Raw genomic sequence first — 8,440 nt, 5'->3', positions numbered from 1 at the left:
AAGAAGACGCGGGGGGGGAAAGGAGGCAAAAAACACCCCCCCCGACCAGGGCGTTGAGGGAGGTTTCCCACGTGCGGTCCCCCCCCCGGGGGGCCCGCCCCCCCCCCGCCGTGCGCATCGAGGGCCTGTGGAAGCGATTCGGCCAGCAGATCGCGGTGAACGGCATCGACCTGGTGCTGCCCGCGGGCAAGTTCATCGGGCTCGTGGGGCCCAACGGCGCCGGCAAGACCACCACCCTGTCGATGATCACCGGCCTGCTCCGTCCCGACCACGGACGCATCCAGGTCGCCGGGCACGACGTCTGGGCCGACCCCGAGTCGGTCGCCCAGGTCAAGGCCCGGATCGGCATCCTGCCCGAGGGCCTGCGGCTCTTCGAGCGGCTCTCCGGCCGCGAACTCCTCGCGTACAGCGGCCGGCTGCGGGGGCTGCCCGGCGCCGAGGTCGACAAGCGGGCCACGCAGCTCCTCGACGTCCTCGACCTCACCGGCTCGCAGAACAAGCTGGTCGTCGACTACTCGACCGGCATGCGGAAGAAGATCGGGCTCGCGGCGGCGCTCCTCCACAACCCCGAGGTGCTCTTCCTCGACGAGCCCTTCGAGGGCGTCGACCCGGTCTCCGCGCAGACCATCCGCGGCGTCCTGGAGCGGTACACCTCCTCCGGCGCCACCGTCGTCTTCTCCAGCCACGTCATGGAGCTCGTCGAGTCGCTCTGCGACTGGGTCGCCGTGATGGCGGCGGGCCGGATCCGCGCCCAGGGCACGCTCGCGGAGGTACGGGGCGACGCGCCGTCGCTGCAGGCGGCGTTCCTGGAGCTCGTCGGCGCGAACGGGCGCGCGGCGGCGGGCGACTCGCTCGACTGGCTGGGCGGCGGGGCGGGGGCTGCCGGTGGGACTGGAGGCGCTGGTGAGGCCGGTGGGGCTGGTGAGGCCGGTGGGGCTGGTGAGGCCGGTGCCGCTGGAGGCGCCGGCCGAACCGGTGACGCCGGTGGGGCTGGTGCTGCGGGCGAGACCGGTGCTTCGGACGGGGCGAAGCGATGAGTGCCTTCCCAACCACGACCACCACCGGCACCACTACCCCGGCCGGCCCCGTCCCCTCCCTCACCTCCGTCTTCGTGCGGCTCAAGCTGAGCCTGCTGCGCAACGGGCTGCGGCAGTCGGGCGGGCGGACGGCCGCGTACATCCTGTCCATCGTCTTCGGAGCGGTCTTCGCCGCGGCCCTCGTGCTGGCCTTCGTCCTCATGCGGGGCAGCGCCGACGCCGACAGCATCGCCATCCTCCTCACGGGCGGGCTCGCGCTCTCCTGGGCGGTGATGCCGCTGTTCATCCCCAGCGGTGACGAGACCCTCGACCCGTCGCGGCTCGTCATGCTGCCGCTGCGGCCGCGGCCGCTGGTCCGCGCGCTCCTCGTGGCCTCCCTCGTGGGTGTCGGCCCCGTCCTCACCTTCGTCCTGGCCCTGGGCGCCGCGCTGTCCGTCGCGCACGGCGCCGCCGGTACCGTCCTCGCCGTCCTCGCCGTACCGCTGACGGCCGTGACGTGCGTGGCGCTGTCCCGGGCCGTGGCCGCCGCCAACGTCCGGCTCCTCACCTCCCGCAAGGGCCGGGACCTGGCGCTGCTCAGCGGCCTGGTCATCGCCGTCGGCATGCAGGTGGTGAACTTCGCCGCCCAGCGCCTGGGCCAGGCCGGCGGTCTGGAGTCGCTCGAACCGGCGACGGCCGTCGTGGGCTGGCTGCCGCCGGCCGCCGCGATCGCCGCGGTCGACTCCGCCGCCCAGGGCGACTACGTGGTGGCGGCGGTCCGGCTGCTGCTCACGGCGGCCACGCTGGTGGCGCTCCTGTACTGGTGGCAGCGGAGTCTGGTGCGGCTGATGGTCGAGCCCGACGGCTCCACGATCGGCGCGGCCTCCGACGCGGGCGTCCGTGACAAGTCCGGCGGTTCGGGGCTGCTCGGCCGGGTCCTGCCGGACGGGCGGACCGGCGCGGTCATGGAGCGCAGCCTGCGCTATCTGTGGCGCGACCCGAAGACGAAGGCCGGAGCGGTGACCTCGCTCGCCCTGGGCCTGATCGTCCCGCTCGTCAACGCGCTCCAGGGCACGGGCTCGGTCTACTGGGCGTGCTTCGCCTCCGGCATGCTCGGCATGCTGATGTACAACCAGTTCGGGCAGGACACCTCGGCGTTCTGGATCGTCTCCCAGACGATCTCGACGGCGGCCGACGCGTACACCGAACTCCGGGCGCGGGCCATGGCCCTGCTGGTGATCACCCTCCCGTACGCCGTCTTCGTCACGGCCCTCACGGTCGGTGTCCTCGGCGAGTGGTCGCGGCTCCCCGAAACCGTCGGCCTGGCGCTCGCCCTGCTCGGCGCGATGCTGGCGACGGGCTCGGTGGCCTCGGCCTCCTTCCCGTACTCGATCCCGCAGGACAGCGGCTACAAGAACGTGGCTCCGGGGCAGGGCGCCCTGGCGTGGATCTCGATCTTCGGCGGCATGCTCACGGCGGCGCTGCTGTGCGCGCCGCTGATCGGCGCGACGATCTACTTCCATGTCTCCGACCAGGAGGCCCTGCTCTGGCTCCTGTTCCCGGCCGGCATCCTCTACGGCGCGCTCCTGATCTGGGCGGGCCTGAAGGTGGCGGCGCCGCGGACGGCGAGGCGGCTGCCCGAGATCCTGGCGGCGGTCAGCAAGGGGTAGTCGCCGCCGGACGTCCCGACGGACGTCCCGACGGACACGTCGAACGATGGCCCGCCCGGTTCGCCCGGGCGGGCCATCGGCGTCTGCGCGTCGTCTCCTCAGCGCCGGGTCTGGGTGACGCGCCACAGGCGGCGGGGCAGGTCGCCCTCCTCGAAGTCGATCACCTCGTCGAGTGTCCAGCCGTCGGCGAGGGCCTCGACGAGGGCGCGGGGGAAGAAGTGCACGGCGAAGCCGCCGTGCTCCCAGATGTCGGCGCCGTGACCGGTCCCGGCCCCGTAATGGGCGTCGCCGGTGTGCCGGACGGTGTAGACGAAGATGCCGCCCCGCCGCAGGACGCGGCGCACCTCGGCGACCAGGGCGTGGACCTCGTCGGTGGACAGGGCCATGCACAGCAGCATGTGGGCGAACACGGCGTCCACGGAGGCGTCGGCGAACGGCAGCGGTTCGCGTACGTCGACGACGGCGGTGCTCACCCTGGCGTCGAGGCCCTCGGCGGCGGCCCGCGCGCCGAGGGCGCCGAGGCCGACGGAGCTGAAGTCCGCGGCGGTCACGGTGAGCCCGGAACGGGCGAAGAACAGCGCGTCGCGGCCGTGCCCGGCACCCAGTTCGAGAACATGGCGCGCGCCCAGGGCCAGGAACACCTCGGCGGCGCGGACGGCCGAGGCCGAGGGCTCCTCGCCGAACATGCCGGGGTGGGTGGTGTAGGTCCGCTCCCAGTGATCGCGCTGGGAGCGGGCCGGCCCGTGCCGGGGTGCGCCGTCGCCGTCGCCGAAGGCACCCGCGTCCGCGTCCGTGCTCATCGCTGCCCTTTCGTCGGTCCCAGCCTAGGACGGGAGGTGCGGGACAGCCTCCCGAGGCGTGCGAAGGCTTCACGTCGTGACCGTGGCCGTGGCCGCACTCCGTGGGCGGCGGCGCGCAAGGGAGGCACGAGCACCGCCGCCGACGTCGCCGGTACGACGCGACCGGCCGGTCGGGCGACGTCGACCGGATCTCGATGGCCGTCGCGAGCCTCGACCCTGTCGTCCGCACGACACGGGACGCGGGCGTGGATCCGGTGCTGCCCGCCGCGGTCCTCGCGACGTTCCGGCGGGCGGCGGGCGAGGGCTGTCAGGACGACAGCCCGACCCGGCTGCGCGAGGTCTTCGGGCGACGGCCCTGACGCCGGGAGCCCGCGGCTACGGCCGGTAGTACGCCTCGATCGGTGCGCGCGCCTCGTCGAAGAGGGCCGGGCCGTCCTGTGCCACCGTCGGCCAGTCGCCCGACTGCGGGTTGAGTTCGACCAGCTGCTCGGTGGCGAGCGCGTAGACGACCCGGCCGAGGCCCGAGCGCACGATGCCGCCCGCGCACATCCCGCACGGCTGGCAGCTGGTGTACAGGGTGGTGCGCGCTGCGGTGTCCGGGTCGAGTTCGCGGGCCGCCCAGCGGGCGAGCTTCAGTTCCGGGTGCGCGGCGATGTCGTCGTCGCGCCGCACCGTGTTGTGGGCCTCGGCGAGAACCTCGCCGTTCGGGCCGACGAGCAGGGAGCCGTACGGCGCGTCCCCGAGGGTGACGGCGTGGGCGGCGAGGCCGATGGCGCGCCGCAGGAGGGTCTCGTCGTCGGGCGTGATCATGAGCGGGTCCTCCAGAGGGTGGCCACGGTGGCGAGCGCCCGCCAGGCCTCCTGGGGCCTGCGGGTCTCCTCCGGATCTCCGTGGTACGGGTCGATGACGACGGTGTCGGCGCCGAGCCGGCGGAGCTGGTCGAGGTCGTCGAGGATCTGCTCGACGGTGCCGACCCCGGCGGGCCGTTCGGGGTCGTCGACGGGAGCGGTGGTCGGCCGCAGGGCGATACGGGGCGCGAACCCCGGCAGCGCGTGGTCCGCCAACACCGCGCGCATCCCTGCCATGGACATCCGCAGCGGGTGCCAGGCGTCGCCGAACCTGACGGCCCGCCGGATCCCCGCCTCGCTGTTGCCGCCGACCCATACGGGGATGGGGGCGGGGGCGGGATCCGGGGCGCCGGTGACGGCGGCGCACCCGTCCCGCGTCGCGCGCCACGCGTCCCTCAGAGTGCCCAGGTACGCGTCGGTCAGTCTGCCGCGTGCGGTGAACTCGACGTCGAGCGCCTCGAATTCCTGGCGCGACCAGCCGACGCCCACGCCGAGGACGAACCGGCCGCCGCTGAGCTGGTGGAGGTTGGCCGCCATGCGCGCGACGAGGAGCGGATGCCGGTACGGCAGCACGAGGACGGTGGTGCCGAGCCGCAGCCGCGTGGTGATCCCGGCCAGCCAGGAGAGCGTGGTGAACGGCTCGTAGAACGGCTCCGGGTACCGCTCGGCGACATCCGGGGTGACGGCCACGTGGTCCGACACCATGAGCAGGTCGAAGCCGAGGTCCTCCACCGTCCGCGCCCACTCGCGCAGCACGCCGGGGTCGGTGCCGGGCCCGAAGTTGGGGACGTTCACGCCAAGTTGCATGCGTCGAGGCTATCCCCGTGATCAGGGGATACGGAACCGAACTCTCCCGGCGCTACCGACTTTCTCCCGTGCTTCTGCCGGTAGAATCGTCGCATGGCCGTGAATCTCGACGAACTCGACTGGGCGATCATCGAACAGCTTCAGCAGGAGGCCCGCATCTCCCTCAGCGAGCTGGGACGGCGTGTGAACCTCAGCTCGTCGGCCACCACGGAACGGGTGCGGAACCTGGAGTCGCGGGGCGTCATCACCGGCTATCACGCCGTGGTGGACCTGGCCGAGGCCGGTTACCCCGTCCTCGCCGTCGTACGGCTGAAGTACCCGGGGAACCAGCACGAGCCGTTGCGCCGGCTGCTCGCGGAGCGGCGGGAGATCCTCGAGTGCCTGCGGACCACCGGCGACGACTGCTACACGCTGAAGGTGGCCGCGACCTCCATGGAGCACCTGGAGACCCTCGTGGACGAGCTGGCGGGCTTCGGCAGCACGACCACCAGCGTCGTCTACAGCCGGCCGCTCCCCCAGCGCGGCCCCGCCCGCCCCTGAACGCCCTCCCCCGAGCGCCCGCCCCTGGCCCCTCGCCGAGGGCGGCCCCTCCCGTAATTCGGATGCGCGGAACGCCCTCTTCTGCGATCGTCGCGCCCCGTGACCCTTGATGACCTTGAGATTCGGCGCGCCGACGAGTCCGACGCGACCGCGACGGCCGATGTGTGGCTGCGCTCCTTCGGCGCCGCGCTGCCGACCGTGCGTCGCGCGCACGACGACGACGCGGTGCGGGGCTGGTTCACCCACGTCGTCGTGCCGCAGTACGAGACCTGGGTCGCGGTCGCCGGGGAGGCCGGCGTGGTGGGGCTCCTCGTGCTCGACGGCGGGGACCTGGACCAGCTCTACCTCGACCCGTCGTGGCGCGGCCGCGGCCTGGGCGACCGCTTCGTCGAACTGGCCAAGCAGCAGCGGCCGGAGGGCCTGGACCTGTGGACGTTCCAGGTCAACGCACCGGCGCGGAGGTTCTACGAGCGGCACGGCTTCGTCGAGGCGGAACGGACGGACGGGCAGCGCAACGAGGAGAACGAGCCGGACATCCGCTTCGTGTGGCGGCCGGTGAAGGGCTGATCCGGGGCGGCGCGGCCGGTGAAGGGCTGATCCGGGGCGGCGCGGCCGGTGAAGGGCTGATCCGGGGCGGCGCGGCCGGCGAGGTGCCGGTTCCGCCGCGCCCGAGGACACCGGGTCAGGAGCGGTCCAGTACCGCCCCGCCCGCGTACCGCGCCGAGGCGCCGAGCTCCTCCTCGATCCTGATCAGCTGGTTGTACTTCGCGGTGCGGTCGGACCGGGACAGCGAGCCGGTCTTGATCTGTCCGCAGCCGGTCGCCACCGCCAGGTCGGCGATGGTGGTGTCCTCCGTCTCGCCGGAGCGGTGCGACATGACGGCGGTCCAGCCGGCGCGGTGCGCCGTGGCGACGGTGGCGAGGGCTTCGGTCAGGGTGCCGATCTGGTTGACCTTGACCAGGACCGAGTTGCCGACGCCGGTACGAATGCCCTCGCGCAGCAGGTTCTCGTCGGTGCAGAACACGTCGTCACCGGTGAGCTGGCAGCGGTCGCCGACGCGGGCGGTGAGCTCCCGCCAGCCGTCCAGGTCGCTCTCGGCCATCGGGTCCTCGATGGAGACGATCGGGTACGCGTCGATGAGCCTGGCCAGGTGGTCGGCGTGCTCGGCGGGCGTACGGCGGACGCCCTCGCCCTCGTACACGTACACGCCGTCCCGGAAGAACTCCGACGAGGCCGGGTCCATGACCAGGCCGATGTCCGTGCCGGGCCGGTAGCCGGTGCGCTCGACGGCCGCCATGACGAAGTCGAGTGCCTCCTCGGCGGTACGCAGCGCGGGCGCGAAGCCGCCCTCGTCGCCGACACCGGTGGCGTGCCCGGCGGCCAGCAGGTCGCGGCGGAGGGTGTGGAAGACCTCGGAACCCATGCGTACGGCTTCCGCGAAGGTCTCCGCGCCGATCGGGGCGATCATGAACTCCTGGAAGTCCAGCGGATTGTCGGCGTGCGCGCCGCCGTTGACGATGTTCATCATCGGAAGCGGGAGAAGGCGGGCGTCGGCGCCGCCGAGGTAGCGGTAGAGCGGCTGTCGGTGGGCCGCCGCGGCGGCCTTCGCGGCGGCGAGGGAGACGCCGAGGAGGGCGTTGGCGCCGAGCCGGGACTTGTCGGCGGTGCCGTCGAGCGCGACGAGCGCGGCGTCGAGGCCGGCCTGGTCGACGGCGTCGCGGCCGACGACCGCCGCCGCGATGTCGCCGTTGACGTGGGCGACGGCGCGGTCGACGCCCTTGCCGTGCCAGCGCCCGGGGTCCCCGTCGCGGAGCTCGACGGCTTCGCGTGCGCCGGTGGAGGCGCCGGAGGGGACGGCGGCGCGGCCGAGGGATCCGTCGGCGAGGCGGACGTCGGCCTCGACGGTGGGGTTGCCCCGGCTGTCGATGACCCTGCGGGCGGTGACGGACGTGATGACGGTGGTCTCGACTGCCGTGGAAGCCATGGGGGGTCCTTCGTGTGGATGCGCGCCGCGGCCCTGCTGCGACAGCGCTGGCGCGTGCCGCGGCAGCACTGACTCTACAGCAATGCTGTGCAGTTTGGCTGTGCAGTTTGGCTGCATAGTCGTGGTGTGCATGTGCGGTGCGCTGTTGTACGCGGTCATGGTGCGCGGTTCGGCCGCGGAGCCGTACCGTCGAGTCGTGCGCGCGGTTCGGCCCGGAGGTACAGCGCTCCACCCCGCCGCAGGCCACCGGTTAAAGTGGCCTATGCCCACCCCGGAACCCGCCGCCGTCGCCACCGAACTGCGCACCGCGATGGGCAAGCTCACGCGGCGCGTGAAGCACGAGGACCAGATCCCGCTCGGCCACGTCTCCGTGCTCGGCACCCTGGACCGCGACGGCGCCATGACCACGAGCGACCTGGCGTCGGACCAGCGCGTACGGCCCCAGTCCATGGCCCGCTCGGTCGGGCTGCTCATGGAGCAGGGGCTCGTCGTCCGCCGGGCGCACCCCACGGACGGCCGCAAGTCCCTGGTGGAGCTCTCCCCCGCGGGACGGGCCGCCCTCGACGCGGAGCGCGGGCGCAGGGTGGGCTGGCTCGCCCAGGCGATCGAGCTGGAGCTCACCGGCGAGGAACGCGAGGTGCTGGCGCGCAGCGCCACCCTGATGGAGCGACTCGCCGCGCGCTAGGTGTATTGATCACGAACGTTGTTAACGCTTACCGGGCTTGATCATGGCGAAGACCTCCGGTGTGGTGGAGGTGTCTAGGACTACACCGCA

Annotated in this window: 9 protein-coding genes and 1 pseudogene; 6 read left to right on the top strand and 4 right to left on the bottom strand. The window is 73.1% G+C overall.

All coding sequences use genetic code 11. The features are described from left to right. Window positions 1-53 precede the first annotated feature (53 nt). Both ACZ4XX_RS15250 and ACZ4XX_RS15245 read left to right on the top strand, forming a co-directional pair. A pseudogene (locus ACZ4XX_RS15250) lies at window positions 54-869 on the top strand (ABC transporter ATP-binding protein); the annotation flags it as partial. A gap of 164 nt (window positions 870-1,033) precedes the next feature. Further along, window positions 1,034-2,686 (top strand): transporter, encoded by a 1,653-nt coding sequence (locus ACZ4XX_RS15245; protein ID WP_468508403.1) that lies wholly within the window; start codon window positions 1,034-1,036, stop codon window positions 2,684-2,686. Window positions 2,687-2,784: 98 nt separating this feature from the next. Here the strand turns inward: ACZ4XX_RS15245 and ACZ4XX_RS15240 are convergent, their stop codons facing one another. After that, complete coding sequence (locus tag ACZ4XX_RS15240; RefSeq protein WP_468508402.1) at window positions 2,785-3,486, bottom strand: class I SAM-dependent methyltransferase; 702 nt, start codon at window positions 3,484-3,486, stop codon at window positions 2,785-2,787. Window positions 3,487-3,587: 101 nt separating this feature from the next. Here ACZ4XX_RS15240 and ACZ4XX_RS15235 point away from each other — a divergent pair, with 101 nt between their 5' ends. Further along, entirely contained in the window at window positions 3,588-3,845 is a 258-nt protein-coding gene (locus ACZ4XX_RS15235; RefSeq protein WP_468508401.1) for an imine reductase family protein, read from the top strand. Between the two features lie 16 nt (window positions 3,846-3,861). On the opposite strand, the gene ACZ4XX_RS15230 is transcribed toward ACZ4XX_RS15235, so the two are convergent. Next, window positions 3,862-4,296 carry a nucleoside deaminase gene (locus ACZ4XX_RS15230; protein WP_468508400.1) on the bottom strand — a complete coding sequence of 145 codons (435 nt, stop codon included), beginning with the start codon at window positions 4,294-4,296 and terminating at the stop codon, window positions 3,862-3,864. Next, window positions 4,293-5,141, bottom strand: coding sequence for a TIGR03619 family F420-dependent LLM class oxidoreductase (locus ACZ4XX_RS15225; RefSeq protein WP_468508399.1), 849 nt, complete (start codon window positions 5,139-5,141; stop codon window positions 4,293-4,295). Before ACZ4XX_RS15225 ends, ACZ4XX_RS15230 begins: the two co-directional genes overlap by 4 nt. Window positions 5,142-5,234: 93 nt before the next feature. On the opposite strand from ACZ4XX_RS15225, the gene ACZ4XX_RS15220 reads away from it, so the two are divergent. Further along, entirely contained in the window at window positions 5,235-5,681 is a 447-nt protein-coding gene (locus tag ACZ4XX_RS15220) for an Lrp/AsnC family transcriptional regulator (protein WP_468508398.1), read from the top strand. A 99-nt stretch (window positions 5,682-5,780) separates the two neighbouring features. Further along, window positions 5,781-6,248, top strand: coding sequence for a GNAT family N-acetyltransferase (locus ACZ4XX_RS15215; protein ID WP_468508397.1), 468 nt, complete (start codon window positions 5,781-5,783; stop codon window positions 6,246-6,248). A gap of 115 nt (window positions 6,249-6,363) precedes the next feature. On the opposite strand, the gene eno is transcribed toward ACZ4XX_RS15215, so the two are convergent. Next, complete coding sequence (gene eno / locus ACZ4XX_RS15210) at window positions 6,364-7,665, bottom strand: phosphopyruvate hydratase (RefSeq protein ID WP_468508396.1); 1,302 nt, start codon at window positions 7,663-7,665, stop codon at window positions 6,364-6,366. A 262-nt stretch (window positions 7,666-7,927) separates the two neighbouring features. Here eno and ACZ4XX_RS15205 point away from each other — a divergent pair, with 262 nt between their 5' ends. Beyond that, on the top strand, window positions 7,928-8,350 hold the full coding sequence (locus ACZ4XX_RS15205; protein ID WP_383865768.1) for a MarR family winged helix-turn-helix transcriptional regulator: 423 nt from the start codon (window positions 7,928-7,930) through the stop codon (window positions 8,348-8,350). Window positions 8,351-8,440 lie beyond the last annotated feature (90 nt).

Source organism: Streptomyces sp. NPDC029956 (assembly GCF_055574655.1).
Note: the sequence above shows the minus strand (reverse complement) of the source record. Positions and strands in the feature narration are given on the sequence as shown.

What these genes read in the sequence shown, in the direction of transcription:
- ACZ4XX_RS15245 (WP_468508403.1), top strand. Translation starts at nt 1,034, where the DNA reads ATGAGTGCCTTCCCAACCACGACCACCACCGGCACCACTACCCCGGCC.
- ACZ4XX_RS15220 (WP_468508398.1), top strand. Translation starts at nt 5,235, where the DNA reads ATGGCCGTGAATCTCGACGAACTCGACTGGGCGATCATCGAACAGCTT.
- ACZ4XX_RS15225 (WP_468508399.1), bottom strand. Translation starts at nt 5,141, where the DNA reads ATGCAACTTGGCGTGAACGTCCCCAACTTCGGGCCCGGCACCGACCCC.
- ACZ4XX_RS15240 (WP_468508402.1), bottom strand. Translation starts at nt 3,486, where the DNA reads ATGAGCACGGACGCGGACGCGGGTGCCTTCGGCGACGGCGACGGCGCA.
- ACZ4XX_RS15205 (WP_383865768.1), top strand. Translation starts at nt 7,928, where the DNA reads ATGCCCACCCCGGAACCCGCCGCCGTCGCCACCGAACTGCGCACCGCG.
- ACZ4XX_RS15230 (WP_468508400.1), bottom strand. Translation starts at nt 4,296, where the DNA reads ATGATCACGCCCGACGACGAGACCCTCCTGCGGCGCGCCATCGGCCTC.
- eno (WP_468508396.1), bottom strand. Translation starts at nt 7,665, where the DNA reads ATGGCTTCCACGGCAGTCGAGACCACCGTCATCACGTCCGTCACCGCC.